The organism is Streptomyces sp. McG3 (genome assembly GCF_018619185.1).
In the GTDB taxonomy this organism is placed as follows: domain Bacteria; phylum Actinomycetota; class Actinomycetes; order Streptomycetales; family Streptomycetaceae; genus Streptomyces.
Genome location: NZ_JAAXYC010000049.1, coordinates 1 through 24,167 on the forward strand (window position 1 = coordinate 1; position 24,167 = coordinate 24,167).

Genomic DNA, 24,167 nt, shown 5'->3' on the forward strand with positions numbered 1-24,167 from the left:
CCTCGGGGCTCCCCTCCGCCCTGCCCCCGACGCTCCGGGGACCGGGACACCGGACGTCGGGGGCAGGGCGGAGGGGAGCCCCGAGGGGGAGGCGGAGCCCGACGGCAGGGGCCGTGGCGCGGCCGGACGGGAGGGGGCCGCGGACGTGGTGGCGGCGGGGCTCGACGTCCCGGGCGCGGGCGTCGTGGCGGTGCGGGACGGGCCGTCGGGCGCCGGTGCACCGTGGGCGGGGCCACCCAGCGGCCCCAGCGCCGCTCCGGCCACCGCCATCAGACAGACCGCACACCTCGACGACCATGCGGCCGGAAGTCCTGGAGCCATGAGATCAGCGTCACACGGGCCCCCTCATCCGGCATCCCGGACGCGGTATCCGGAAATACGGGCCCTGATCGTGCCCTTGTAGCGGTCCGGGACGGAGATCCATGGACCCGTAACGGTCACCTTCGGACACTGCCCGGCCGGGCAGTGTCCGAAGGTGACCGGCGGATCGGGAGAGCCTGGGTGACCGGCGGATCAGGAGGGCTTGCCGGTGGAGACCTGCAGCTCGAAGTGCGCCCCGCGCTCGGAGACGGCCGCGCCGGAAGACGGGAACTGCCCCACTACCTGGCCGTCGGCGTAGGTGTTGCCCTTCTCCTCGATCTCCTTGATCGTCCACCCCGCGGCGGCCGCACACGCCTTCGCGGACCGGATGTCCTTGTAGACGAAGTTCGGCGCCTGGACCTTCGCCGGGTCGTTGGAGTCCTCGGAGGCGCTCGTGCACTCCGTGTCCTTCATCGTCCGGTTGCGCTCGGGCGGTCGGTAGCCCTCCACCTCGCTGGTGTCCGGGTCTCCGCCCTTGCCCGCCTCGTCGTCCTTGCCGCCCTGGAGGGCGATCGCGGTGATCAGGCCGCCGATGGCCAGCAGCGCGACGACGATCGAACCGACGACGACCGGCATGTTCCGCTTGGCGCCGCCGCCGGCGGTGCCCACGGCCGTCGAGTGCTGCGGGCTGATCGAGTACGGCGGCGGGGTCTGGTGGGCCAGCGGGCCCGGGGCCTGATAGCCCTGGGCCGACTGCGGGTAGCCGTAGCCCGGCGTGGGCGCCGGGGTCGGCTGGCCGTACGGGCCCGGCTGGTGCTGCTGGGGCTGGTACGGCGTCTGGACGCTCTGGGGCGCCGGGGTGCTCTGGTCGACCGGCGGGAACACCGCGGAGCCGACACCGGAGCCGCTGTTGGCGGGTCCGCCGCCGGCCACGATCACCGGGGCGCCGGTCTGGCCGCCGGAGGCGTTGAGCACGCGGGCGATCTCGTCGCGCATCGCGGCGGCGCTGGGGAAGCGCTCGTTCGGGTTCTTCTTGAGCGCGCGGGCGACGAGGGCGTCCATCGCCGGGGTGACCGACCGGTTGATGCTGGACGGCGCGACCGGCTCCTCCTGCACATGCGCGTACGCGATGGCCAGCGGCGAGTCCGCGTCGAACGGGATCCGGCCGGTGAGCAGCTGGAAGAGCATGATGCCGACCGAGTACAGGTCGGACCGGGCGTCGACGCCGCGGCCGAGTGCCTGCTCGGGGGAGAGGTACTGCGGGGTGCCGACGACCATGCCGGTCTGCGTCATCGAGGTGACACCGGACTGCATGGCACGGGCGATGCCGAAGTCCATGACCTTGACGACGCCGCGCTTGGTCATCATCACGTTGCCGGGCTTGATGTCCCGGTGGACCAGGCCCATCTCGTGGCTGGTCTCCAGCGCGGCGAGCACGTCCGCCGTCACCTTGAGGGCCTTGTCGGCGGGCATCGCGCCATGCGTGCGGATGTCGGCGGCCAGCACCGAGCCGAGCGGCTGCCCCTCGACGTACTCCATGACGATGTACGGCATCAGCGCACCGCCGAGCTCGTCCTCGCCGGTGTCGAAGACGGAGACGATGTTGGTGTGCTGGAGCTTGGCGACGGCCTGCGCCTCGCGCCGGAAGCGCTCGCGGAAGGACTGCTCGCGGCCGAGCTCCGTGTGCAGGGTCTTGATCGCGACCTGGCGGTCGAGGGCGGAGTCGTAGGCCAGGTATACGGACGCCATCCCGCCCTCGCCGAGCAGGTCGCGCAGCTGGTAGCGGCCGCCCGCGACCGCCCCGCCCGCGTAGCGGCCCTGTGCGCCGTCCTGGCTCATGACTTGCATCCCCCTCGGCGGCGCGCGGTCGCACGCGGTGTATCTGTCTGACGTCGTATCCGACGTCGTTGTATCTGTCTGACGTCGTTTCTGTCTGACGTGATGGCGTGCGACGCGGTTCCGTACAACGCGATTACGCGCCAAGTCTGCCCCAGGGGTCCGACACGTCAAGCCGGGTGCCCGTTCCGTGACCCTACGCACAAGAAGCGTCTCGGAAGCGTTACAGGAAACGCATCAAATCCATGTGTAGGACGCGCCGGGCGGTCAGATGATCCTGCCGCAGCGGAACCGTGGTGTCCGGCGGAGGCTGTAGCGTGACGCTTCAATGCAGCAAGGCACCGTGAGAACCCGCGGACGCGCGGACAGATACGACGGCGAGGACTGATGGCACCCGATTCCGAAGCAAACGGCGGCGGAGTTTCGGATGGCTCCGACGCCTGGGGTGTCGGCGGCGTGGTCGGTGACGGACGCTACCGGATGACCTACCGGCTCGGCCGGGGCGGCATGGCAGAGGTCTACGCGGCGGAGGACGTCCGGCTCGGACGTACGGTCGCGGTGAAGCTCCTCCGTTCCGACCTGGCCGAGGATCCGGTCTCCAAGGCGCGCTTCACCCGCGAGGCACAGTCCGTCGCGGGCCTCAACCACCACGCGATCGTCGCCGTCTACGACTCCGGCGAGGACGTCGTGGGCGGCCAGACCGTCCCCTACATCGTGATGGAGCTGGTCGAGGGCCGCACCATCCGCGATCTGCTCCTGACCGCGGAGGCCCCGCCGCCCGAGCAGGCGCTGATCATCGTCTCGGGGGTGCTGGAAGCCCTCGCGTACTCGCACCAGCACGGCATCGTGCACCGCGACATCAAGCCCGCCAACGTGATCATCACGGAGTCGGGCGCGGTCAAGGTGATGGACTTCGGCATCGCCCGCGCGCTGCACGGCGCGCAGTCGACGATGACCCAGACCGGCATGGTCATGGGCACCCCGCAGTACCTCTCCCCCGAGCAGGCGCTCGGCAAGGCGGTCGACCACCGGTCCGACCTGTACGCCACCGGCTGCCTGCTCTACGAACTGCTGGCGCTGCGGCCCCCCTTCACCGGCGAGACCCCGCTCTCGGTGGTCTACCAGCACGTCCAGGACATCCCGGTGCCGCCGTCCGAGGTCTCGGACGTGGTGCCGCCGGAGCTGGACGGGATGGCGATGCGCGCGCTGGCGAAGGACCCGGACGACCGGTTCCAGAGCGCCGAGGAGATGCGCGGGCTCGTCCAGTACAGCCTCCAGATGCTCCAGGTGCAGGGCGGCCACACGGGCACGTGGAACACCGGCCCGGTCGCGCTGCACGAGGGGGGCCAGACCCCGCCGCACGGGATGTCCGGCTCCACCCGCGCGATGGGTCACCCGATGCACGGGGACACCTCGCAGGGCCCGATCCTGCCGCCGTACAACCCGGACGACGGGGGCTACGACGGCGGCGGCCGGCGCTCCGGCGGGCGCGGCAAGATGTGGCTCTTCGTCCTGCTCGCGCTGATCGCGATCGGCGCGGGGGTCGCCTTCGCCGTCAACGCCGCGAAGGACGACGGGGGGAAGAAGGACCCGGTCACCCCGTCCACCTCGGTGAGCCAGTCCGAGGAGGAACCCTCGGAGGAGCCGTCGGAGGACGAGGAGAGCGAGGAGCCGGAGGAGCCGGACACCTCCTCCACCGGCGGTCAGACGCAGCCGAATCCGCCGCCGTACAACCCGGACCCGACCCCGAGCGAACCCTCCTTCACCCCGTCCCCGACCCCGACCGACACGGACGCCGGGGCATCGGACGGCAACACCAACGAGGGCAGCAGCGGCGAGCCCACCGGTGAGCCCACCGACCCGACCACCGATCCCGGCACCCCGGGCGGCGCCGGCGGCGACGACGGCGGGGCCGGCGACGACGGCGGTACGGGCACGACGCCCGGCGAGACGGCGCTCGGCGCCACGACGGGATAACGCACCACCGCACCAGCCCTGAGCCCGGCGTGCGCCCTCGTGGCGCGCGCCGGGCTCACGCGGTGGTGCACCGGTTCACTCCGTGAAGGCCGCGGACACCGCCTCGTACTCCCGCGTCCACCACACCGCCAGGGCCGACACCGCGGGGAACTGCGGGTCGGCCCTGCGGTCGTGGAGGCGGTAGCGCCAGCGGAGTATCCAGAAGTCGTTGAGCCGCTCCCACCACACGCGGTGCGCCGCGGCCGCCAGTTCCGCGGCCCCCGCCCCGGCGGCCCGCCGGTACGCGCGGGCGTACGCCCGTACCTTGGCGAGATCCAGCTCCCCGGCCGGGCGGACGAAGAAGATCGCCGCCGCCCGTACCGCCTCCTCGGCGCGCGGCTGTACGCCCAGCCGGTCCCAGTCCACGATCGCGACCGGGTCGGCGCCCCGGTAGAGCAGGTTCAGCGGGTGGAAGTCCCCGTGCACCCAGCCGGTGGCGGGACCGTCCGGGGTGGGAGGGCGGCGGTGGGAGTGCTGTTCGAGCAGGGCGCGGCGCTCCACGAGCCGGTGCACGGCGAGTTCGTCGAAGGCGTCGCGGGGGGCGTCCCGGCCGCCCTGCCCGCGCGCGGCGGCCAGCAGGTCGTCGATCAGAGCGAAGGTGTCGGCGGCGTCCGGGCTGCGGTGGACCGGCCGGGCGGGCGGGCTCGCCGGATGGGGGCCGTCGCGCGGCGCCATCACCTGTTCCAGACCGGTGTGCACGGTCCCCAGGAGCGCACCGAGCCGACGCGACTGGGAGAGGGTCAGCTCGGAGCCGGCCCGGTGGAGGCCGTCGACCCATGGGTGCAGGGCGTAGCACCGTTCGCCGATCACGGTGACGGTGTCGCCCCGGGTGTCCGTCAGGGGCGGGACGACGGGGACGCCGAGCGACTGCAGGCGCTGGGTGGCGCGGTGCTGGCGCACGATCGCGGCGCGTTCGCCGCTGGTGTCGTCCAGGTGTTTCTTGTCGAGGTGGTGCTTGAGGAAGTAGGACCCGCGCGTGGTGGAGACGCGGTATCCGTGGTTCAGCAGGCCCTTGGTGATCGGCTCGCAGGCGAGCGGCTCGCCCACGTTCGGGTAACGGCGCAGCACCTCGCCGACCGGGGGAACAGGTGGACGAGTGACATATGAGCGCGGCACTTACCAGATGTTAGATCACTCTGCGTGGCCGCTCGGCGGGAGTTGCGGTCACGCCCGGAGGTGCGCTAGAGGGGCCGGCGGAGGCGCCCCGGTTCATCGGTGCCTCAGAACGTCAGCGTGTGCTCCGTGACGAAGTGCGGATCGACCCGGAGGTAGGCCGGCGCGAAGGGCTCCCCGTTGACGGAGACGGGGGCGGCGCCGAACAGCCGCTCCTGCTCGGGGCAGGGGTGCACGATCTCGGCGGGGCCGGTGAACTGCACCGACCACAGGTCGCCGCCGTCGCCGGAGGCCGTGTCGTTGTAGTTGTCCGCGCCGTACGCGACGACGCTCCCGTCGCACGCCTCGTGGTGGCCGAAGCCGCTGTGCATCCGCAGCAGGATGCGGCCGTCGCACACGACGTGCCGGGCCACCGTCAGGAACGGCAGGGCCCGCATGCTCGTCGCGAGGCGGCCGTACAGGACGCGGCGGAGCAGTTCGATGGGCTCCGCTCTCCGGACCTGCCCGGTCCGGAGAATCGTGCCGGTCGCGGCCCGCCGGATCGTCCCGGTCGCGGGGAGTTCGTCGAAGGACATGGATTCCACTGTCCCCCGGCCCGTAGGGGCCGCGTAAGAGTCGCCTGCCCCGGGTGGCCCGGGACCAAAGTCCCTGCGGAGCGGGGGGCTCAGCGGCGCTCGGCCTGGAGCCGCGCGACGTACGCGGCCGCCTGGGAGCGGCGCTCCATGCCCAGCTTGGACAGCAGGCTGGAGACGTAGTTCTTGATGGTCTTCTCGGCCAGGTGCAGCCGCTCCCCGATGACCCGGTTGGTCAGGCCCTCGCCGATCAGGTCCAGGATCCTGCGTTCCTGTTCGGTGAGGCCGGCGAGCTTGTCGTCGCCCCTGCCGGTGCCGCCGTCGCGCAGCCGCTCCAGCACCCGGGCGGTGGCCACCGGGTCCAGCAGGGATTTTCCGGCCGCCACGTCCCGTACGGCATTCAGCAGTTCGTTGCCGCGGATCGCCTTCAGCACGTATCCCGACGCGCCCGCCATGATCGCGTCGAAAAGCGCCTCGTCATCGGCGTACGAGGTGAGCATCAGGCATTTGATGTTCTCGTCCTGGGAACGGATCTCCCGGCACACCTCCACACCGCTGCCGTCCGGCAGCCGCACGTCGAGCACCGCCACATCGGGGCGCGTCGCCGGGATCCGCACGAGGGCGTCCGCGGCGGTACCGGCCTCGCCGACCACCTCGATGTCCGCCTCGACGGAGAGCAGCTCATGGACGCCACGCCGGACGACCTCGTGATCATCGAGCAGAAATACCGTGATTTTTCCATCTTCGCGCACGGTCGCAGTCTCACATACTCGCCTCCCCTCCGCTCTTCCCTGGGGCTGATCCGCGGGATAACGTGCCGTTGTTCCGGCGTCCTGCAAGGCTGTTTCCAGTGCCCTGACCAGCAGAGCTTCGCGATTTTTTCGATTTACTTGGAAATCCAAGCAAAATCGCAGGTCAGATAGGGTTTCGCAGTTCTGCGACGCTGTGGGTAACGTGCCTATGACAGGGCACTCGCCGGGGCACCTGTCACGCCTGACTCCGGCCGACCGGCACCCACCCCGTGCACGGCTCCGGATCCAGGCGAGCCGCACTGGTTCCCGGCAGACCCCGGGGGCCGGACCGACGGAGGAGCACGCACGTGACCGTGGAGAGCACTGCCGCCGCGCGTAAACCGCGACGCGCCAGTAAGCGGACCAGCGCCGCGAAGAAGCCGCAGAGTTCCGAGCCCCAGCTCGTACAGCTGCTGACGCCCGAGGGCGAGCGCGTCGAGCACCCGGACTACAGCATCGATCTGAGCGCCGACGAGCTGCGCGGCCTGTACCGGGACATGGTCCTCACCCGCCGCTTCGACGCCGAGGCGACCGCCCTCCAGCGCCAGGGCGAGCTGGGCCTGTGGGCCTCGCTGCTCGGCCAGGAGGCCGCCCAGATCGGCAGCGGCCGGGCCCTGCGCGACGACGACTACGTCTTCCCGACCTACCGGGAGCACGGGGTCGCCTGGTGCCGCGGCGTCGACCCGACCAATCTGCTCGGCATGTTCCGCGGGGTGAACCACGGCGGCTGGGACCCGAACAGCAACAACTTCCACCTGTACACGATCGTCATCGGCTCGCAGACGCTGCACGCCACCGGCTACGCCATGGGCGTCGCCAAGGACGGCGCGGACTCCGCCGTGATCGCGTACTTCGGTGACGGGGCCTCCAGCCAGGGCGACGTCGCCGAGTCGTTCACCTTCTCCGCGGTCTACAACGCCCCCGTCGTCTTCTTCTGCCAGAACAACCAGTGGGCCATCTCCGAGCCCACCGAGCGCCAGACCCGCGTGCCGCTCTACCAGCGCGCCCAGGGCTACGGCTTCCCCGGCGTCCGGGTCGACGGCAACGACGTCCTCGCCTGCCTGGCCGTCACCCGCTCCGCGCTGGAGCGCGCGCGCCGGGGCGAGGGCCCGACCCTGGTCGAGGCGTTCACCTACCGGATGGGCGCCCACACCACCTCCGACGACCCGACGAAGTACCGGGCCGACGAGGAGCGGGCCGCGTGGGAGGCCAAGGACCCGATCCTGCGGGTGCGCGCCTACCTGGAGAAGGAGAAGCTCGCGGACGAGGCCTTCTTCACCGCGCTGGACGAGGAGAGCGAGACCCTCGGCAAGCGGGTACGGGAGGCGGTGCGCGCGATGCCCGACCCGGACCCGATGGCCCTGTTCGAGCACGGCTACGCCGACGGCAACTCCCTCGTGGACGAGGAGCGGGCCCAGTTCTCCGCCTACCAGGCATCGTTCGCCGACTCTGCCGAGGAGGGCAAGTAGCCATGGCCGTGGAAAAGATGTCCATCGCGAAAGCGCTCAACGAGTCGCTCCGCCTCGCCCTCGACAACGACCCCAAGGTCCTCATCATGGGTGAGGACGTCGGCAAGCTCGGCGGCGTCTTCCGCATCACCGACGGACTCCAGAAGGACTTCGGCGAGGACCGGGTGATCGACACCCCGCTCGCCGAGTCCGGCATCGTCGGCACGGCGATCGGCCTGGCCCTGCGCGGCTACCGCCCGATCGTCGAGATCCAGTTCGACGGCTTCGTCTTCCCCGCGTACGACCAGATCGTCACGCAGCTCGCCAAGATGCACGCCCGCGCGCTCGGCAAGATCAAGCTGCCGGTCGTCGTGCGCATTCCGTACGGCGGCGGCATCGGCGCGGTCGAGCACCACAGCGAGTCCCCCGAGGCGCTCTTCGCGCACGTCGCGGGATTGAAGGTGGTCTCGCCGTCCAACGCGAGCGACGCCTACTGGATGATGCAGCAGGCCGTCCAGAGCGACGACCCGATCATCTTCTTCGAGCCCAAGCGGCGTTACTGGGACAAGGGCGAGGTCGACACCGAGTCCATCCCGGGCCCGCTGCACAGGGCCGTGACCGTCCGCGAGGGCAGCGACCTCACGCTCGTCGCGTACGGGCCGATGGTGAAGGTCTGTCAGGAAGCGGCCACCGCCGCCCAGGAGGAGGGCAAGTCGATCGAGGTCCTGGACCTGCGCTCGATGTCCCCGATCGACTTCGACGCCATCCAGACGTCGGCGGAGAAGACCGGCCGGGTCGTGGTCGTCCACGAGGCGCCCGTCTTCTACGGCTCCGGCGCGGAGATCGCCGCCCGGATCACCGAGCGCTGCTTCTACCACCTCGAAGCGCCCGTGCTGCGGGTCGGCGGCTACCACGTCCCCTACCCGCCGGCCCGGCTGGAGGACGAGTATCTGCCCGGCCTGGACCGGGTGCTCGACGCCGTCGACCGCTCGCTGGCGTTCTGAGGAGAGGGTTCGTGACGACGATGACCGAAACGTCCGCTCGTTTCCGTGAGTTCAAGATGCCCGACGTGGGCGAGGGACTGACCGAGGCCGAGATCCTCAAGTGGTTCGTCCAGCCCGGCGACACCGTCACCGACGGCCAGGTCGTGTGCGAGGTCGAGACCGCGAAGGCGGCCGTCGAGCTGCCGATCCCGTTCGACGGGGTGGTGCACGAGCTGCGCTTCCCCGAGGGCACGACCGTCGACGTCGGCCAGGTGATCATCGCGATCGACGTGGCCCCGGGCAGCGGTGACGCGCCTGCTCCGGCCCCGGCCGCTCCGGCCCAGGAGCCGGTGGAGTCCGCCGATGCGGGCGACGGTGACGCGCCGAAGGGCCGTACGCCGGTCCTGGTGGGCTACGGCGTCGCCGAGTCCTCCACCAAGCGCCGCCCGCGCAAGGGGGCCACGGCGGCTCCGGAGGCCGCCGCCGTCGCGGCGGCGGTGCAGGCCGAACTGAACGGGCACGCGGCACCGGCTGCTCCCGCTCCCGCGCCTGCGGTGCCGGCTCAGGCCGGTGCGCCGGACGGAGGCCGTCCGCTCGCCAAGCCCCCGGTCCGCAAGCTCGCCAAGGACCTGGGCATCGACCTGGCGACGGTGGTGCCGACCGGCAGGGACGGCATCATCACCCGCGAGGACGTCCACGCGGCGGCGGCGCCGGCGGTTACGGCTCCGGTGGCTGCCCCGGCCCCCTCGCCGACGGCTTCCGAGGCCCCGGCAGCCGCCGTGGCCTCCGACTCCGCCCGCGAGACCCGCATCCCGGTCAAGGGCGTGCGCAAGGCCATCGCGCAGGCGATGGTGGGCAGCGCGTTCACCGCGCCGCACGTCACCGAGTTCGTCACGGTCGACGTGACGCGCACGATGAAGCTCGTGGCCGAGCTCAAGGAGGACAAGGACATGGCGGGGGTGCGGGTCAACCCGCTCCTGATCATCGCCAAGGCCCTCCTCGTCGCGATCAAGCGGAACCCCGAGGTCAACGCCGCCTGGGACGAGGCCAACCAGGAGATCGTGCGGAAGCACTACGTCAACCTGGGCATCGCGGCGGCCACCCCGCGCGGTCTGATCGTGCCGAACATCAAGGACGCGCACGACCGGACGCTGCCGCAGCTCGCGGCGGCCCTGGGCGAGCTGGTCGCCACGGCCCGGGACGGCAAGACGTCCCCGGCGGCGATGGCGGGCGGCACGGTGACCATCACCAACGTCGGCGTCTTCGGTGTCGACACCGGTACGCCGATCCTCAACCCGGGCGAGTCCGCGATCCTGGCGGTCGGCGCGATCAAGCTCCAGCCGTGGGTCCACAAGGGCAAGGTGAAGCCGCGTCAGGTCACCACGCTGGCCCTGTCGTTCGACCACCGTCTGGTCGACGGCGAGCTGGGCTCCAAGGTGCTGGCCGATGTGGCGGCGATCCTGGAGCAGCCGAAGCGCCTGATCACCTGGGCTTAGGTGCTTTTCCGGTGGGCCCGTACGTTGCGGCGTACGGGCCCACCGGTATGTCCGGCCCTCACCGCACGGCGGGTTCGGCGTACACGGTCTTTCCCTCCGTGCGCGGCTCGACGACCCGTCCGCGACTCCACGCGTCTCGGCGGCCCCGTGCTCACGCTCGCGCCCGCCGCCTGGGACGCCTTCAGGGCCGGCCTGCGCCGCCGGCGGCCGTGAGCCTCGGCAACGCGAAGGGGCCCGGTCCGCACACTCCGTGCGGGCCGGGCCCCTTCGCCGTGCAACGCGTGCGGGCTACTTCTTGAACCCGTAGTCCATCAGCTTCTTCGCGTCGGCGGTGCGGTTCGCCTCGGAGGACGAGGTGAGCACCGTGCCGATGACTGTCTTGCCCTTGCGGGTCGCGGCGAAGACCAGGCAGTACTTGGCGGTCGGGCCGGAGCCGGTCTTGACGCCGATGTCGCCGCTGTAGCTGCTGAGCATCTTGTTGGTGTTGCTCCACGACATGTAGCGGTAGCCACCGCTCTTCGTGGTGACCTTCTGCTTGGTCGACTTGGTCTTGACGATCGAGCGGAACGTGGAGTTCTTCATCGCCTTGCTGGCGATCTTCGTCAGGTCACGGGGGGTCGAGTAGTTGTTGCCGCCCCCTATGCCGTCGAACGAGTCGAAGCGGGTGTTCTTCAGCTTGAGGCTCTTGGCCGTGGCGTTCATCTTGCCGATGAACGACTTCACGCGGGCCGCACGGGTCTTGCCGGAGCCGAACTTGTCGGCCAGGGCGTACGCGGCGTCGCAGCCGGAGGGGAGCATCAGGCCGTAGAGGAGCTGGCCCACGGTGGGCTTGTCGCCGACGATGAGCCGGGCGGACGAGGCGTTCTTCTTGACGATGTAGTCGCTGTACGCCTTCTGGACCGTGACCTTGGACTTCAGGTTCACGTTCTTCTGCGACAGGACCACCAGCGCCGTCATGATCTTGGTGGTGGAGCCCGTGGAACGCCGGGTGTCCGCGGACTTGGTGAAGAGGGTCTTGCCGGTGCCGTCGTTCATCACGAAGCCGCCCTTGGCGACGATCTTCGGAGTCGGCGGCGTGGCGGCGTGCGCCGTGGAGGCGAAGGCGCTGCCCGCGAGCACCGCACCGGCGGTGAGCGTCACGGTGGCCGTGACGGTGACGCGATTGATGCGCTTGATGCCGATATTCAACTGAACGCTCCAAATGCCCCTGATATGCGGCCACATAAGGGTGCCGCTCGCAGGTGAGACTCCTGGGACGGGGCAATGGATGTGTTACCGCTCGGGTGAATTTGCGCAGGCTTGACCATGGGCCGTCGGGGCGCAGCAGCCCTTGCCCCGCCAGGCCTCGCGCCCCTCCTTGACGGCGAGGCCGGCGATGGCGAGGGCGGCGACGGGATCGGCCCAGGTCCAGCCGAGGGTCGCGTTGAGGAGGAGTCCGGCCAGCAGTACGGCGGAGAGGTACGTGCACAGCAGGGTCTGCTTGGAGTCCGCGACGGCGGAGGCGGACCCGATCTCGCGTCCCGCGCGCCGCTGGGCGGCCGACAGGAACGGCATGACGGCCAGCGAGAGCGCGGCGATGACGATGCCGAGAGGGGAGGGTTCCGCCTCGCCGGTCCCGGTCAGCGCCCGGACCGCGTCGACGGCGACGTACGCGGCGAGCGCGAAGAACGACACCGCGATGATCCGCAGGGCCGTCCTCTCCCGGCTCTCGCGCACCGCGTGCTCGCGGGCGGAGAACTGCCAGGCGACGGCGGCGGCGGAGGAGACCTCGATGACGGAGTCCAGGCCGAAGCCGATCAGGGCGCTGGAGGAGGCGATCGTTCCGGCGGTGAGGGCGACCACCGCCTCGATGACGTTGTAGGCGATGGTGACCGCGACCAGCAGCCGTATCCGGCGGGCGAGCACCTCCCGGCGGGCCGGGGAGGGGCCGAGGGAGAGCGTGGTCATCAGCAGCAGCCCTCCGTCTCCGCGTCCGGGCAGGTGCGGTCCGACTCGACGGCCACCACCGCGGAGCGCAGGTCGTCCAGGGCGCTGCCGAGACGGTCGTCGGCCAGTTCGTAGCGTGTCCGGCGGCCGTCCGGCACGGTGACGACCAGGCCGCAGTCGCGCAGGCAGGCCAGGTGGTTGGAGAGCCGGGTCCGGGAGATGCCCAGGGCCTCGGCGAGGTCGGAGGGGTACGCCGGGGCCTCGCGGAGCGCGAGCAGCAGGCGGCAGCGGATCGGGTCGGCGAGTGCGCGGCCGAACCGCGCGAGGACCTCGATGTCGGAAGCGACGGTCAGCATGGGACGGACAGTACATTAAATCCTGAATTCAGAGAATCCTGAACTGTTGGGTTCGTTCGGCGGCCTTCTTCCTGTCGCCCTGGCGGGGGTCCAGAATCCGGACGGGGGCCGACATGCGTGCATGTTGTATCTATGCTGTGCGCATGCCTGCCGCACCCTCCGCCCCCGTACAGCCGCCGACCTCCTCCCTCAAGCGCCCGCCCGCTGCCGAGCGCGTCTACACGCACATCAAGGAAGCCGTCCTCGACCGCCGCTACGAGGGCGGGACGCTGCTCACCGAAGGGGATCTCGCGGACGCGGTCGGCGTCTCCCGGACGCCGGTGCGCGAGGCGCTGCTGCGGCTGGAGGTCGAGGGGCTGATCAAGCTCTACCCGAAGAAGGGCGCCCTCGTTCTCGCCGTCTCCGCGCAGGAGATCAAGGACGTGGTGGAGACCCGGCTGCTGGTCGAGGAGTTCGCCGCGCGCAAGGCGGTGCCCGCGTCCCCGCAGCTGATCGCCCGGCTGGAGCAGCTCCTGGAGGAACAGCGGCAGTTGGCGGAGGACGGCGATCTGGCGGAGGTGGCCGTCAAGGACCGCTGCTTCCACGCCGAGATCGTGAAGAACGCCGGCAACGAGATCCTCTCGCGCCTCTACGACCAGCTGCGCGACCGTCAGCTGCGGATGGGCGTCGCGGTGATGGAGGCCCACCCGGGCAGGATCGAGGCCAACATCACCGAGCACGGTGAGCTGCTGGAGGCGATCCGCGCCGGGGACGCCGACGGGGCGGCCCTGGTCGTGCGCCGCCATGTCAGCCGGGTGCGGGTGCTGGTGCGGGGTGAGGACCGGTGAGCTCGGCGGCCGCGCCCACCCTCTCGCTGCCCGGTGACCCGCCCGGCGGCCGGCGTGCCGGCTGGATCTGGGGCATCGGAGTCGCCGTCTACTTCGTCGCGATCATCTTCCGTACGAGCCTGGGCGTCGCCGGACTCGACGCCGCCGACCGGTTCGACGTCAACGCCTCCGCGCTGTCCACGTTCTCGATCCTCCAGCTCCTCGTCTACGCGGGCATGCAGATACCCGTCGGCCTGATGGTCGACCGGCTCGGCACCAAGAAGGTCCTCACGATCGGGGCCGTCCTGTTCACCGTCGGGCAGCTCGGCTTCGCGCTCTCCCCCTCGTACGGCATGGCGCTGGCGGCCCGCGCGCTGCTCGGCTGCGGCGACGCGATGACGTTCATCAGCGTGCTGCGGCTCGGCAGCCGCTGGTTCCCGGCCCGGCGCGGACCGCTGATCGGCCAGGTCGCGGCGCTGTTCGGGATGGCGGGAAACCTCGTCTCGACGCTGTTCATCGCGCGGGCGCTGCACAGTTACGGCTGGACCGCGACGTTCGTCGGCAGCTCGCTGGCAGGGGTCGTGGTGCTGGTGCCGCTCCTGCTGTTCCTCAAGGACCACCCCGAGGGCCACGAGCCGCCGCCCGCCGAGCACGCCGGGGCCGCGTACGTCCGCCGGCAGATCGCCGCCGCCTGGACGGAGCCGGGGACCCGGCTCGGGATGTGGGTGCACTTCACCACCCAGTTCCCGGCGATGGTGTTCCTGCTGCTGTGGGGGATGCCGTTCCTGGTCGAGGCGCAGGGGCTGAGCCGGGCCACGGCGGGCGCGCTGCTCACCCTGGTGGTGCTGTCCAACATGGTGGTGGGGCTCGTCTACGGGCAGATCATCGCCCGCCACCACGAGGCCCGCGTCCCGATCGCGCTGGGCACGGTGGCCACGACGGCCCTGCTCTGGGCGTCCGCGATCTTCTACCCGGCCGACCACACGCCGATGTGGCTGCTCGTCGTCCTGTGCGTGGTGCTCGGCACCTGCGGACCGGCCTCGATGGTCGGCTTCGACTTCGCGCGGCCGGCCAATCCGCCCGAGCGTCAGGGCACCGCCTCGGGAATCGTCAACATGGGCGGGTTCATCGCCTCGATGACCACCCTGTTCGCGGTCGGGGTCCTGCTGGACGCCACGGGCGACAACTACCGTGTCGCGTTCGCCTCGGTCTTCGTCCTGGAGGCGCTCGGCGTCACCCAGATCCTGCGGCTGCGCCGCCGGGCGGCGCTCAGGGAACGCGATCACCACGTGGTGAGCCGCGTCGAGGCCGTGCACGTACCGGCGTAGCGGTCTCCTGCGCGCTCGGCGGCGCGCCCGTCGCCCATGGTCCGGGACGGGCGCCGCCGGGGCGCTGGGGCGGTGTTACGGAATCAGGGGATCACGGGGTCACGGCGAAGTTGTCCAGGATCGCGGTGGCCAGCTCCTGGTCGCCCTCGACCTTGATCCGGTCGGCGACGGCCGGGTGACGGACCCGCCCGCAGGCGAGCCGGACGTACGTCTCCCAGTCCAGCGACAGCGTCACGGCGGGGCCGAGCGAGGGCGCTCCGTCCACCGAACCGCGGCCCTCCGCGTCGACCCGCACCGTCCGCAGGAACTCCACCGGCCCGTGCACGTCGAAGACGACCGCCGAGTTCGCGGGGGCGCCGGCTCCCTTGGCGACCACCTTCGGCAGCCCGGCGAGCAGCATGTCCCGGGTGATCAGGGCGCCGGGGGAGTCCAGGTTTCCGGGCTGCCCGAGCGTGGCGCGCAGGTCCTGCTCGTGCACCCAGACGTCGAACGCCCGCAGGTTCAGCGCTGTTTCGAGGGTCTGCTCGGCGCCCAGCGGCGCGCGGACCTTGGTCTCGGGGCTGCGCGACTCGTTGCGGATCTGGCGGGCCCGGCGGATGAGGACGTACTCCAGCTCGGAGGTGATCTCCGGGGAGGTGTGGTGCCGCCGGACGTCGACCTGCATCTCCATGTAGCGGGCGAAGTCGCTCTGTACGTGGTAGAGGTCGCGCGGCAGGGTGTGGATCGGCCGGGGATCGCCGAGCATCTCGCACTCCATGCCGATGACGTGCGACACGATGTCGCGCACCGACCATCCCGGGCAGGGCGTTCGGCGGTTCCACTCGCCCTCGGCGAGGGGCTTCACCAGCTCGGCTATCGCCTCGATGGAGTGGGTCGCGGCGTCGGTGTAGGGCTGGAGGCTGGGATGGACGGTCACGGGACCCCTCGTGCGGTTCTGCGGTGCATGGGCTGGAGAGAGCAGGGAGTGCTGGCGGGTGGGCTGGCACTGACGGCGCTGTCGGCGAGCTGCGTGGGAGGTTCGACCGTCGGACCCACCGGCGGTGGGTCCAAGTTACGCTGCGAGCAGGCACCCCGGCAGTGCTTTGGTGTGACGATCGTAGGCCCGTGTTGACGGCTTGAATGCCAGGACGGTGGTAGTGTGCGCGCCTCTCTCATCCAGATCGCAGTTGACCCGGACGAATCCGTCGATGCCCGCAGGGCGCGAGCGGCCTCCTTGGTGGTCGCCCAACGGGGCGCTGACTTGGTGGTTCTCCCCGAACTGTGGCCGGTCGGGGCGTTCGCCTACACCGCCTTCGAGGCGGAGGCCGAGCCCCTGGAGGGCCCCACGCACGAGGTGATGGCGAAGGCCGCCGTCGAGGCCGGGACCTGGCTGCACGCCGGCTCCTTCGTCGAACGGGCGGACGACGGCACCCTTTACAACACCAGCCTGGTCTTCTCCCCCCAGGGCGAGCGCACGGCCGTCTACCGCAAGATCCACCGCTTCGGCTTCGACAAGGGCGAGGCGGTGATGATGGGCGCGGGCGAGGAGTTGGTGACCGTCGCCCTGCCGGACACCACCCTGGGCCTCGCCACCTGTTACGACCTGCGCTTCCCCGAGCAGTTCCGGGGGCTCGTCGACGCGGGCGCCGAGACGCTGGTCGTCGCGGCGGGCTGGCCCGAGCGCCGCCGCTCCCACTGGACGCTCCTGGCGCAGGCCCGCGCCGTGGAGAACCAGGCGTACGTACTCGCCGTCGGAACGGCGGGCACCCACGGCGACATCCAGCAGGCCGGACACAGCATCGTCGTCGACCCCTGGGGCGAGGTGCTGGCCCAGGCGGGCGCGGACGAGGAGGTCCTGACCGTCGAGCTGGATCCGGCGAAGGTGCGGGAGACCCGGGAGCAGTTCCCGGCGCTGAAGGACCGCCGGCTGGGGCTCGCGCCGCCGCTCTGAGGGCTGCCCCTGGGGGCGGTCGCTACGCCCTGGCTACAGTGAGCGCCATGGCTGAACAGGGCGCCGCCGCATCGACGTTGCTCCGTGGCACGGCGATCTTCGCCGCCGCTGCCACGGCCGTCCTCTACCTGCTCGGGCTTCTCCTCGTCGGCCTCACGGTCAGCGAGGTCGGGTCGGGAACGAACTCGACGCCGATGCACCAGTGCGTGTACGCGTCCAACGTGCCGGAAGGCGCTCAGGTGGAGACGCACGAGGTGCGCTACCTCCCGGTGCACATCCTGTGCCGCACCACCGACGGCCGGTTGTTCAATAGTGGGACGGTCCCGTCCTGGCTCAACCCGGCCCTCGCGGTCTCCTTCGCCGCCGCCGTCGCCCTCGCGGGGGCGGCCTTCGTCCAGGCGGACCGGCGGGCCGCCGCGCGCCAGGCGGGATGAGCCCCGGTCGGACCAGACCTCCCGGGCTCCACGTTTCACGTGAAACAACGAACTCCCGCGCGCGGGCAGGGCCTCAGTCCTCGTTGTCCTTGTCCGACAGCACGATCACGCACATCGCCACCGCGATGAGCAGCGCGGTGTCGGCGTCGTCCCGGACGACGTCGATGCCGTACGTGTCCCGGAGGGTCAGCCGGCGGCGCGAGATCTGGGCCAGCAGCTCGCCGTCGTACTCGATGGCGAACTCGCGGTCCAGGATCCGGCCGCTGACGTCCAGCTCCGTGCCGTCCACCAGCGTCACCCGGTAGTGGTTGCGGAGCAGCGACAGCCGCTTGCGCTTGACCTTGGCCAGCTCCTCGCCGCCCCGCTCGATGAGCATCGTGTCGCGCAGACTGATCAGCTTCTGCCGCAGCTCGACCACGACCCGGCCTTCGGCGTCCTTCAGCTCGAAGGTGTCGCGCAGCCGCATCGCCTTGCCGTCGACCAGGAAGACCTTGCGGCCCCCGTCGTCCTCGATCCAGTAGTCGTCGCCGATGGAGAACAGCCGCTCACGTACGAGAAGTCTCATGCGTCACAGGTTCCCCCGGGGTCCGGCGGAATGCGTGCAGGCGGTCACGGTGTTGACTGGTGGCATGGCATCACGTGCACGCGTCCGCGCCCCCGAACTCATCGGCAAGGGCGGCTGGCTCAATACAGGCGACCAGCAGTACACCCTCGCTGACCTGCGAGGGCGCATCGTCATCCTCGACTTCTGGACGTTCTGCTGTGTGAACTGTCTGCATGTCCTGGACGAGCTGCGCGAGCTGGAGGAGAAGCACCGCGACACCGTGGTGATCATCGGCGTCCACTCGCCGAAGTTCGTCCACGAGGCCGAGCACCAGGCCGTGGTCGACGCCGTCGAGCGCTACGAGGTCCACCACCCCGTCCTCGACGACCCCGAGCTGGCCACCTGGAAGCAGTACGCCGTACGCGCCTGGCCGACGCTCGTCGTGATCGACCCCGAGGGCTATGTCGTCGCCCAGCACGCGGGCGAGGGCCACGCGCACGCCATCGAGAAGCTCGTCGAGGAGCTGGAGGCCGAGCACGGGGCCAAGGGCACGCTCCGGCGTGGCGACGGCCCCTACGTGGCGCCGGAGCCCGTCGCCACGCATCTGCGCTTCCCCGGCAAGGCGCTGCTCCTGCCGGACGGGGGCTTCCTGGTCTCCGACACCACCCGGCACCGCCTCGTCGAACTGGACACCGACGGCGAGACCGTACGCCGCCACTTCGGCACGGGCGAACGCGGTCTGCACGACGGCGGCCCGGACGAGGCCCGGTTCAGCGAACCGCAGGGGCTCGCCGTGCTCCCCGACGGCCGGATCGCCGTCGCGGACACCGTCAACCACGCCCTCCGGGCCCTGGACCTCACGACCGGCGTGACCAGCACCCTCGCCGGGACCGGCCGCCAGTGGTGGCAGGGGACGGCGACCAGCGGTCCGGCGCGCGAGGTGGACCTCTCCTCGCCGTGGGACGTCGCCTGGTTCGGCGAACGGCTGTGGATCGCCATGGCGGGCGTGCACCAGCTGTGGACGTACGACCCGGAGAGCGCGACCGTACGCGTCGCCGCCGGGACCACCAACGAGGGCCTGGTCGACGGGCCGGCCGCCGAGGCCTGGTTCGCCCAGCCGTCCGGGCTCGCCGTCTCCACCGACGGGGAGCGGCTCTGGGTCGCCGACTCGGAGACGTCCTCGCTGCGCTGGGTCGACCGCGACGAGCACGTCCGCACCGCGGTCGGCACCGGCCTCTTCGACTTCGGCCACCGCGACGGGGCCGCCGACCGGGCACTCCTCCAGCATCCGCTCGGCGTGACCGCGCTGCCCGACGGGTCCGTAGCGATCAGCGACACGTACAACCACGCCCTGCGCCGGTACGACCCGGCCTCCGGCGAGGTCACCACCCTGGCCACCGATGTCCGCGAGCCCAGCGACGCGGTGCTGGTCGACGGCGATCTGGTCGTCGTCGAGTCGGCCCGCCACCGGCTGACCCGGCTCCGGCTGCCGGAGGAGGCGGTCCGGGTCGCCGACCGGGCGCACCGCACCCAGCGGGCCGCGACCGAGATCGCCCCGGACACCCTCCGCCTTGACGTCGTCTTCCAGGCGCCCGCGGGCCAGAAGCTGGACACCCGCTACGGCCCCTCGACCCGGCTGCTGGTCTCCGCGACCCCGCCCGAGCTGCTGGCGGAGGGCTCCGGCGCGGGGACGGACCTCGGGCGAGACCTGGTCCTCGCGGACGGGGTCACCGAGGGCGTGCTGCACGTCTCCGCGATGGCGGCGTCCTGCGACGACGACCCGGCCAACGAGTACCCGGCCTGCCATGTGCACCAACAGGACTGGGGCGTCCCCGTCCGCGTCACCGCGGAGGGAACGCCCCGGCTGCCGCTGGTGCTGGCAGGCATGGACGAGCAGGGCTGAGGGGGTCCGGCCCGCCCGGGCCGCCGGGCGGGCCGGACCGGACGGGCCGTCAGCGGTAGTGCGGGCCGGTCGTCGTGCGGGCCGTCAGTGGTAGCGGTGCTCGTCGTCCGAGACGACGGTGGTGGTGGGCGGCACGACCATACGGCGGCGCCTCGCGATGCTCATGTAGACGAAGACCCCCACGAGGCCGACGAGCATCATGATCCAGCCGACCAGGTCGACATTGACGGTGTCCATCTTCCAGTCCGTGGCGAACGCCAGGATCGCGCCCCCACCGATCAGGAGAATGCATCCTCCGAGTCCCATGAATCCCGCCTCCTCGACCGCCCGGTGAGTCCGGGTCGGTGTACGGGTCGCGTACCCGGCCCGGCAACAACCATGTGTGAGAGGGCGGTTGGTTAGCGGGTCAGCCCGCGAGGAACGAGGCGAGAGCGTTCGCCAGCAGATACGGGTCGTCGGCGCCGCACAGCTCACGCGCACTGTGCATCGAGAGGATCGCCACGCCGATGTCCACGGTCTGGATGCCGTGCCGGGCCGCGGTGATCGGTCCGATCGTGGTGCCGCAGGGCATCGCGTTGTTGGACACGAAGCTCTGCCACGGCACGCCCGCCTTCTCGCAGGCCGCGGCGAACACCGCACGGCCGCTGCCGTCGGTGGCGTACCGCATGTTGACGTTGACCTTGAGGATCGGCCCGCCGTTGGCGACCGGGTGGTGCGTCGGGTCGTGCCGCTCCGCGTAGTTGGGGTGCACGGCGTGGCCGGTGTCGGAGGAGAGGCAGACCGTGCCGGCGAAGGCGCGGGCGCGGTCCTCGTACGTGCCGCCGCGCGCGAACACCGAGCGCTCCAGCACCGAGCCCAGCAGCGGCCCGTCGGCCCCCGTGTCGGACTGGGAGCCGTTCTCCTCGTGGTCGAAGGCGGCGAGCACCGGGATGTACGGGATGTCGGCGTCGCTCTGCCCGGCGACGGCGGCCAGGGCGGCGGTCGCGGCGTGCACCGAGAGGAGGTTGTCCATCCGGGGCCCGGCCACCAGCTCCCGGTCCCGGCCCAGGTACGAGGGCGGTTCGATGGCGTGCGGCATCAGGTCCCAGCCGGTGACGTCCTCCGCGTCGACGCCCGCCTCCTCGGCGACGAAGCGGATCAGGTCGCCCTCCTCGACATCGCCGAGCCCCCAGATCGGCTGCATGTGCTTCTGCCGGTCGAGCTTGAGCCCCTCGGTGTTGGCCGACCGGTCCAGGTGCACGGCCAGCTGCGGCACCCGCAGCAGCGCCCGGTCGATGTTGACCAGCCGGTGGGTGCCGTCCCGCAGCGAGATCCGCCCGGCCAGGCCCAGGTCCCGGTCGAGCCAGGTGTTCAGCAGGGTGCCGCCGTAGACCTCGACGGCGATCTGGCGCCAGCCGTGCGCCCCGGTGTCGGGCAGCGGCTTCACCCGCAGGTTCGGGGAGTCGGTGTGCGCCCCGGCGATCCGGAACGGGGTGTGCGCCTCGGCGCCCTCCGGTACGTACCAGGCGACGATCGCCCCGCCGCGCAGCACGTACTTCCCGCCGGCCGACGCGTCCCAGGCGGCGGTCTCCTCGACCTGCCGGAAGCCGGCCTCCTCCAGGCGCGCGGCGGCGTTCGCCACGGCGTGGTACGGGGACGGGCTGGCCGCCAGGAAGGACATCAGGTCATCGGTGTGGGCGCGGTCGAACCGGAGAGGGGAACTCATGTTCTTCACTGTAACGAGGACCCGGGGTCCGGTATCCGGTGACCGGGGGGATCCGTGGCCCTACAACTCGTCGACCGAGGTCAGGTCGATGTCGATGTCGTACGGGGCGGAGAGCTTGAGCCGGTCGTGGTGGACGCCGGTGGAGACGTACGTCTTGTTGACCGGGTCCAGCTCGTAGGTGATGACCATGGGGTGGTCGTTCTCGCCGGCCATCTCGACCAGCCAGAAGTGCTGGATGCCCGCCGCCGCGTACTTGTGCGGCTTGGTGTCCCGGTCGCGGTCCTCGGAATCGGGGGAGACGACCTCGACGGCGAGGAGGACGTCGGCGGCCTCGTAGCGGGTGGTGCGCTGGTCTCCGTCGGCTGTGGCGGTCACGACAAGAAGGTCGGGCTCCGGGACGTTGCGCTTGGCGAGGACGACCGCCATCTCCCGGCGTACGCGCAGATGGCCGGGCACATGGACGCGAAGCCCCTGCTCCAGCAGATACATCGCCAGCGTATGGAACTTCCGCTGCGGACTCACGAAAACCAGGCTCCCGTCGATCAGCTCTGTGTGCGGCGGGAGGTCGTCAAGCGTGAAGAAATCGTCCACGGTGTAGCCGTCCGGTGGCGGGACCGGCCACCCGGGGTTGGCGCGCCGCTGCTGCGACGCTTCGGACTGTGCCTCGGCGGTCATGGTTCCTCCCATGGAAGGGATCCTGGCCCGTGTACTCAGCGTACCCAGCCGATACAACAGTGCCGCCACCCGAACGAATTTCGGATGGCGGCGCGTGTTGACGAAACAGGCGAGCGATTCCCTAGAACGCGGCCTCGTCCAGCTCCATCAGGGAGTTGTCGATCGACTCGGCGAGCGCGCGCTCGGTCGAGACGCCCGGCAGGACGTTCGCGGCGAAGAACTTCGCGGCGGCGATCTTGCCCTGGTAGAAGGGGACGTCCTTGGCGGAGGCGGTCGGCAGCTTCTCGGCGGCCACGGCCGCACCCTTGAGCAGCAGGTAGCCGACGACGACATCGCCGGACGCCATCAGCAGGCGGGTCGTGTTGAGGCCCACCTTGTAGATGTTCTTGACGTCCTCGCCGGTCGCGGTGAGGTCGGTGATCATCGTGCCGACGATCGCCTCCAGGTCCACGGCGGCCTTGGCGAGCGAGTCCAGCGCCGGGGCCAGCTCCTCGTTGCCGTGGGCGCCCGCGAGGAACTTCTTGATCTCCTCGGAGAGCGTGTTGAGCGAGGCGCCCTGGTCGCGGACGATCTTCCGGAAGAAGAAGTCCTGGCCCTGGATCGCCGTGGTGCCCTCGTAGAGGGTGTCGATCTTGGCGTCCCGGATGTACTGCTCGACCGGGTACTCCTGGAGGTAACCGGAGCCGCCGAACGTCTGGAGCGACTGGGCGAGCTGCTCGTAGGACTTCTCGGAGCCGTAGCCCTTCACGATCGGCAGCAGCAGGTCGTTGAGGCCGTTGAGCGCCTTGGTGTCCTCGCCCGCGGCCTCCTGCTCCTGGATCGCGTCCTGGACGGAGGCGGTGTACAGCACGAGGGAGCGCATGCCCTCGGCGTACGCCTTCTGCGTCATGAGCGAGCGGCGCACGTCGGGGTGGTGGGTGATGGTGACCTTGGGCGCCGTCTTGTCCATGAAGTTCGCCAGGTCCGGACCCTGGACGCGCTCCTTGGCGTACTCCAGCGCGTTCAGGTAGCCCGCGGAGAGGGCGGCGATGGCCTTCGTGCCGACCATCATGCGGGCGAACTCGATGATGCGGAACATCTGGCGGATGCCGTCGTGCTTGTCGCCGATCAGCCAGCCCTTGGCGGGGTGCTGGTCGCCGAAGGTCATCTCGCAGGTGTTGGAGGCCTTGAGGCCCATCTTGTGCTCGACGTTCGTCGCGTACACGCCGTTGCGCTCGCCCAGCTCGCCGGTGGTCCAGTCGAAGTGGAACTTCGGGACCATGAAGAGCGAGAGGCCCTTGGTGCCGGGTCCGGCGCCCTCGGGGCGGGCCAGCACGTAGTGGATGATGTTCTCGGACATGTCGTGCTCGCCCGAGGTGATGAAACGCTTCACACCCTCGATGTGCCAGGAGCCGTCCTCCTGCCGCACGGCCTTCGTCCGGCCGGCGCCGACGTCGGAGCCGGCGTCCGGCTCGGTCAGCACCATCGTCGAGCCCCACTGCTTCTCGACGGCGATCTCCGCGATCTTCTTCTGCTCGTCGTTGCCCTCGTCGAAGAGGATGCCGGCGAACGCCGGGCCGGAGGAGTACATCCACACGGCCGGGTTGGCGCCGAGCAGCAGCTCCGCGTAGCCCCAGATCAGGGAGCGGGGCGACGTGGTGCCGCCGATCTCCTCGGGGAGGCCCAGGCGCCAGTACTCGGAGTCCATGAAGGCCTGGTACGACTTCTTGAAGCTCGCCGGGACCGGGGCGGTCTTCGTCTCCGGGTCGAAGACCGGCGGGTTGCGGTCGGCGTCGGCGTAGGAGTCGGCCAGCTCGTTCTCCGCGAGGCGGGCGATCTCGTCCAGGATGCTCTTCGCGGTGTCGACGTCCATCTCACCGAACGGACCGGTGCCGTACACCTTGTCGCGCCCGAGGACCTCGAAGAGGTTGAACTCGATGTCGCGGAGATTCGACTTGTAGTGCCCCATGGGAAGGCTCCGTAATCAATAGCAGTGGCGCACAGCGCCCCGGGGAGTGATGCGGGT

At 70.8% G+C, this 24,167-nt stretch carries 23 protein-coding genes; 10 read left to right on the forward strand and 13 right to left on the reverse strand.

Features of this window, described 5'->3' with window-relative positions:
• Window positions 1-513: 513 nt before the first annotated feature.
• On the reverse strand, window positions 514-2,139 hold the full coding sequence (locus HET64_RS11280) for a protein kinase (RefSeq protein ID WP_215104391.1): 1,626 nt from the start codon (window positions 2,137-2,139) through the stop codon (window positions 514-516).
• A gap of 384 nt (window positions 2,140-2,523) precedes the next feature.
• Here HET64_RS11280 and HET64_RS11285 point away from each other — a divergent pair, with 384 nt between their 5' ends.
• Window positions 2,524-4,113 carry a protein kinase gene (locus tag HET64_RS11285; RefSeq protein ID WP_215104393.1) on the forward strand — a complete coding sequence of 530 codons (1,590 nt, stop codon included), beginning with the start codon at window positions 2,524-2,526 and terminating at the stop codon, window positions 4,111-4,113.
• Between the two features lie 75 nt (window positions 4,114-4,188).
• On the opposite strand, the gene HET64_RS11290 is transcribed toward HET64_RS11285, so the two are convergent.
• The 3 genes from HET64_RS11290 to HET64_RS11300 form a co-directional block, all read right to left on the reverse strand.
• Entirely contained in the window at window positions 4,189-5,220 is a 1,032-nt protein-coding gene (locus HET64_RS11290; protein WP_215104462.1) for a phosphotransferase, read from the reverse strand.
• Window positions 5,221-5,372: 152 nt separating this feature from the next.
• The gene (locus HET64_RS11295; RefSeq protein WP_215104395.1) at window positions 5,373-5,840 is read right to left on the reverse strand and encodes a pyridoxamine 5'-phosphate oxidase family protein; all 468 of its coding nucleotides are present in this window, start codon (window positions 5,838-5,840) and stop codon (window positions 5,373-5,375) included.
• Between the two features lie 89 nt (window positions 5,841-5,929).
• The gene (locus HET64_RS11300; protein ID WP_215104397.1) at window positions 5,930-6,589 is read right to left on the reverse strand and encodes a response regulator transcription factor; all 660 of its coding nucleotides are present in this window, start codon (window positions 6,587-6,589) and stop codon (window positions 5,930-5,932) included.
• A 347-nt stretch (window positions 6,590-6,936) separates the two neighbouring features.
• Here HET64_RS11300 and pdhA point away from each other — a divergent pair, with 347 nt between their 5' ends.
• Genes pdhA through HET64_RS40075 form a run of 4 tightly spaced genes read left to right on the forward strand, consistent with a single transcriptional unit; the run spans window position 6,937 to window position 10,768 of the window.
• Window positions 6,937-8,097, forward strand: coding sequence for a pyruvate dehydrogenase (acetyl-transferring) E1 component subunit alpha (gene pdhA, locus HET64_RS11305; protein WP_215104399.1), 1,161 nt, complete (start codon window positions 6,937-6,939; stop codon window positions 8,095-8,097).
• A gap of 2 nt (window positions 8,098-8,099) precedes the next feature.
• Entirely contained in the window at window positions 8,100-9,080 is a 981-nt protein-coding gene (locus tag HET64_RS11310; RefSeq protein WP_215104401.1) for an alpha-ketoacid dehydrogenase subunit beta, read from the forward strand.
• Window positions 9,081-9,091: 11 nt separating this feature from the next.
• Window positions 9,092-10,555, forward strand: coding sequence for a dihydrolipoamide acetyltransferase family protein (locus HET64_RS11315; RefSeq protein WP_215104403.1), 1,464 nt, complete (start codon window positions 9,092-9,094; stop codon window positions 10,553-10,555).
• Window positions 10,556-10,768 (forward strand): DUF397 domain-containing protein, encoded by a 213-nt coding sequence (locus HET64_RS40075; RefSeq protein ID WP_374105554.1) that lies wholly within the window; start codon window positions 10,556-10,558, stop codon window positions 10,766-10,768.
• A 75-nt stretch (window positions 10,769-10,843) separates the two neighbouring features.
• Here HET64_RS40075 and HET64_RS11325 read toward each other — a convergent pair whose 3' ends face one another.
• From HET64_RS11325 to HET64_RS11335, 3 genes are all read right to left on the reverse strand, one after another.
• Complete coding sequence (locus HET64_RS11325; protein WP_215104405.1) at window positions 10,844-11,743, reverse strand: D-alanyl-D-alanine carboxypeptidase family protein; 900 nt, start codon at window positions 11,741-11,743, stop codon at window positions 10,844-10,846.
• An 84-nt stretch (window positions 11,744-11,827) separates the two neighbouring features.
• Window positions 11,828-12,502 carry a cation diffusion facilitator family transporter gene (locus tag HET64_RS11330; protein WP_215104407.1) on the reverse strand — a complete coding sequence of 225 codons (675 nt, stop codon included), beginning with the start codon at window positions 12,500-12,502 and terminating at the stop codon, window positions 11,828-11,830.
• Window positions 12,502-12,837 (reverse strand): helix-turn-helix transcriptional regulator, encoded by a 336-nt coding sequence (locus tag HET64_RS11335; protein WP_215104409.1) that lies wholly within the window; start codon window positions 12,835-12,837, stop codon window positions 12,502-12,504. Before HET64_RS11335 ends, HET64_RS11330 begins: the two co-directional genes overlap by 1 nt.
• Window positions 12,838-12,980: 143 nt before the next feature.
• On the opposite strand from HET64_RS11335, the gene HET64_RS11340 reads away from it, so the two are divergent.
• Window positions 12,981-13,664 (forward strand): GntR family transcriptional regulator, encoded by a 684-nt coding sequence (locus HET64_RS11340; protein WP_215104411.1) that lies wholly within the window; start codon window positions 12,981-12,983, stop codon window positions 13,662-13,664.
• The gene (locus HET64_RS11345; RefSeq protein ID WP_215104413.1) at window positions 13,661-14,971 is read left to right on the forward strand and encodes a nitrate/nitrite transporter; all 1,311 of its coding nucleotides are present in this window, start codon (window positions 13,661-13,663) and stop codon (window positions 14,969-14,971) included. The genes HET64_RS11340 and HET64_RS11345 overlap by 4 nt, the downstream gene beginning before the upstream one ends.
• A gap of 91 nt (window positions 14,972-15,062) precedes the next feature.
• On the opposite strand, the gene HET64_RS11350 is transcribed toward HET64_RS11345, so the two are convergent.
• Window positions 15,063-15,887: a maleylpyruvate isomerase family mycothiol-dependent enzyme gene (locus HET64_RS11350; protein WP_215104415.1), complete on the reverse strand. Its 825-nt coding sequence runs from the start codon at window positions 15,885-15,887 to the stop codon at window positions 15,063-15,065.
• 222 nt (window positions 15,888-16,109) lie between these two features.
• Here HET64_RS11350 and HET64_RS11355 point away from each other — a divergent pair, with 222 nt between their 5' ends.
• Both HET64_RS11355 and HET64_RS11360 read left to right on the forward strand, forming a co-directional pair.
• Window positions 16,110-16,901 carry a carbon-nitrogen family hydrolase gene (locus HET64_RS11355; protein ID WP_215104417.1) on the forward strand — a complete coding sequence of 264 codons (792 nt, stop codon included), beginning with the start codon at window positions 16,110-16,112 and terminating at the stop codon, window positions 16,899-16,901.
• Window positions 16,902-16,948: 47 nt separating this feature from the next.
• A complete protein-coding gene (locus HET64_RS11360) occupies window positions 16,949-17,335 on the forward strand; it encodes a hypothetical protein (RefSeq protein WP_215104419.1) in 387 nt (128 codons plus the stop codon).
• Between the two features lie 73 nt (window positions 17,336-17,408).
• Here the strand turns inward: HET64_RS11360 and HET64_RS11365 are convergent, their stop codons facing one another.
• Window positions 17,409-17,900, reverse strand: a complete 492-nt coding sequence (locus tag HET64_RS11365; RefSeq protein ID WP_215104421.1) for an LURP-one-related/scramblase family protein — start codon at window positions 17,898-17,900, stop codon at window positions 17,409-17,411.
• 64 nt (window positions 17,901-17,964) lie between these two features.
• Between HET64_RS11365 and HET64_RS11370 the strand changes: the two genes are divergently transcribed.
• Window positions 17,965-19,782, forward strand: a complete 1,818-nt coding sequence (locus tag HET64_RS11370) for an NHL domain-containing thioredoxin family protein (RefSeq protein WP_215104429.1) — start codon at window positions 17,965-17,967, stop codon at window positions 19,780-19,782.
• Window positions 19,783-19,866: 84 nt separating this feature from the next.
• On the opposite strand, the gene HET64_RS11375 is transcribed toward HET64_RS11370, so the two are convergent.
• From HET64_RS11375 to HET64_RS11390, 4 genes are all read right to left on the reverse strand, one after another.
• Complete coding sequence (locus HET64_RS11375) at window positions 19,867-20,088, reverse strand: DUF6458 family protein (protein WP_215104431.1); 222 nt, start codon at window positions 20,086-20,088, stop codon at window positions 19,867-19,869.
• A 100-nt stretch (window positions 20,089-20,188) separates the two neighbouring features.
• The gene (locus tag HET64_RS11380) at window positions 20,189-21,487 is read right to left on the reverse strand and encodes a M18 family aminopeptidase (RefSeq protein WP_215104438.1); all 1,299 of its coding nucleotides are present in this window, start codon (window positions 21,485-21,487) and stop codon (window positions 20,189-20,191) included.
• 60 nt (window positions 21,488-21,547) lie between these two features.
• Window positions 21,548-22,174: a Uma2 family endonuclease gene (locus HET64_RS11385; protein WP_215104440.1), complete on the reverse strand. Its 627-nt coding sequence runs from the start codon at window positions 22,172-22,174 to the stop codon at window positions 21,548-21,550.
• Window positions 22,175-22,283: 109 nt separating this feature from the next.
• A complete protein-coding gene (locus HET64_RS11390; protein WP_215104442.1) occupies window positions 22,284-24,110 on the reverse strand; it encodes an acyl-CoA dehydrogenase in 1,827 nt (608 codons plus the stop codon).
• Between the last annotated feature and the right edge of the window lie 57 nt (window positions 24,111-24,167).

Bases quoted from the DNA above. Each gene is read 5' to 3' on its own strand.
- HET64_RS11280 (WP_215104391.1), bottom strand. From the start codon at position 2,139: ATGAGCCAGGACGGCGCACAGGGCCGCTACGCGGGCGGGGCGGTCGCG.
- HET64_RS11285 (WP_215104393.1), top strand. From the start codon at position 2,524: ATGGCACCCGATTCCGAAGCAAACGGCGGCGGAGTTTCGGATGGCTCC.
- HET64_RS11295 (WP_215104395.1), bottom strand. From the start codon at position 5,840: ATGTCCTTCGACGAACTCCCCGCGACCGGGACGATCCGGCGGGCCGCG.
- HET64_RS11310 (WP_215104401.1), top strand. From the start codon at position 8,100: ATGGCCGTGGAAAAGATGTCCATCGCGAAAGCGCTCAACGAGTCGCTC.
- HET64_RS11330 (WP_215104407.1), bottom strand. From the start codon at position 12,502: ATGACCACGCTCTCCCTCGGCCCCTCCCCGGCCCGCCGGGAGGTGCTC.
- HET64_RS11335 (WP_215104409.1), bottom strand. From the start codon at position 12,837: ATGCTGACCGTCGCTTCCGACATCGAGGTCCTCGCGCGGTTCGGCCGC.
- HET64_RS11340 (WP_215104411.1), top strand. From the start codon at position 12,981: ATGCCTGCCGCACCCTCCGCCCCCGTACAGCCGCCGACCTCCTCCCTC.
- HET64_RS11360 (WP_215104419.1), top strand. From the start codon at position 16,949: ATGGCTGAACAGGGCGCCGCCGCATCGACGTTGCTCCGTGGCACGGCG.
- HET64_RS11365 (WP_215104421.1), bottom strand. From the start codon at position 17,900: ATGAGACTTCTCGTACGTGAGCGGCTGTTCTCCATCGGCGACGACTAC.
- HET64_RS11370 (WP_215104429.1), top strand. From the start codon at position 17,965: ATGGCATCACGTGCACGCGTCCGCGCCCCCGAACTCATCGGCAAGGGC.
- HET64_RS11375 (WP_215104431.1), bottom strand. From the start codon at position 20,088: ATGGGACTCGGAGGATGCATTCTCCTGATCGGTGGGGGCGCGATCCTG.
- HET64_RS11380 (WP_215104438.1), bottom strand. From the start codon at position 21,487: ATGAGTTCCCCTCTCCGGTTCGACCGCGCCCACACCGATGACCTGATG.
- HET64_RS11385 (WP_215104440.1), bottom strand. From the start codon at position 22,174: ATGGGAGGAACCATGACCGCCGAGGCACAGTCCGAAGCGTCGCAGCAG.
- HET64_RS11390 (WP_215104442.1), bottom strand. From the start codon at position 24,110: ATGGGGCACTACAAGTCGAATCTCCGCGACATCGAGTTCAACCTCTTC.